At 62.8% G+C, this 551-nt stretch carries 1 protein-coding gene; it reads right to left on the reverse strand.

Annotated elements, in window-relative coordinates; genetic code table 11:
• Positions 1-101 precede the first annotated feature (101 nt).
• The coding region (locus SO140_RS46425; protein ID WP_498544270.1) for a GNAT family N-acetyltransferase at positions 102-551 on the reverse strand (450 nt) is incomplete at its 5' end.

Raw genomic sequence — 551 nt, forward strand, 5'->3', positions numbered from 1 at the left:
ATTAACCCGGTCGGTGGCGAACAAGCGGCCAGTGTACCCCGCGATGCGCGATGAGGTGAAAGAAAAGTCAGGTTTGTCTTACGCGCCCCCGACGGCGGCGATCACAGCCCCCGCGAATCGACCCGCGAGGCTTCGCCCCAGGGGTGATAGCCGAGCCCGTTATAAACGAAGCCGCTGCGCTCGTAGTAGCCTTCCAGATCGGTGCACAGGTGCAGCTGCGGGAAGCCCAGCCGGCGGGTTTCCGCCGCCACATGCTCAATCAGTTTGGCACCGTAGCCCCTGCCGCGCTGCGTTTCTTCTACGTAAAGCGCGCACAGCCAGGGATACAACTCCCCACGGCTGATAAAGTCGTTGGTGATGAGCCCCGCGCAGCCGAGGATTAGGTCATTTTCCATCAGCAGGTACCACTGCGGCAGCGGGTTGGCAGCGCCGAGGCTGCGGTTGATGGCGTCTTCATACATCATCAGCGTCTCTGCCGTGGCCCAGTGCCGCTGAAAATACGCAATGGCGCGCGGCGCCAGCCCGGGCGCTTGCCGCACCGAAATCATGTC

Source organism: Bradyrhizobium sp. UFLA05-108 (assembly GCF_059803455.1).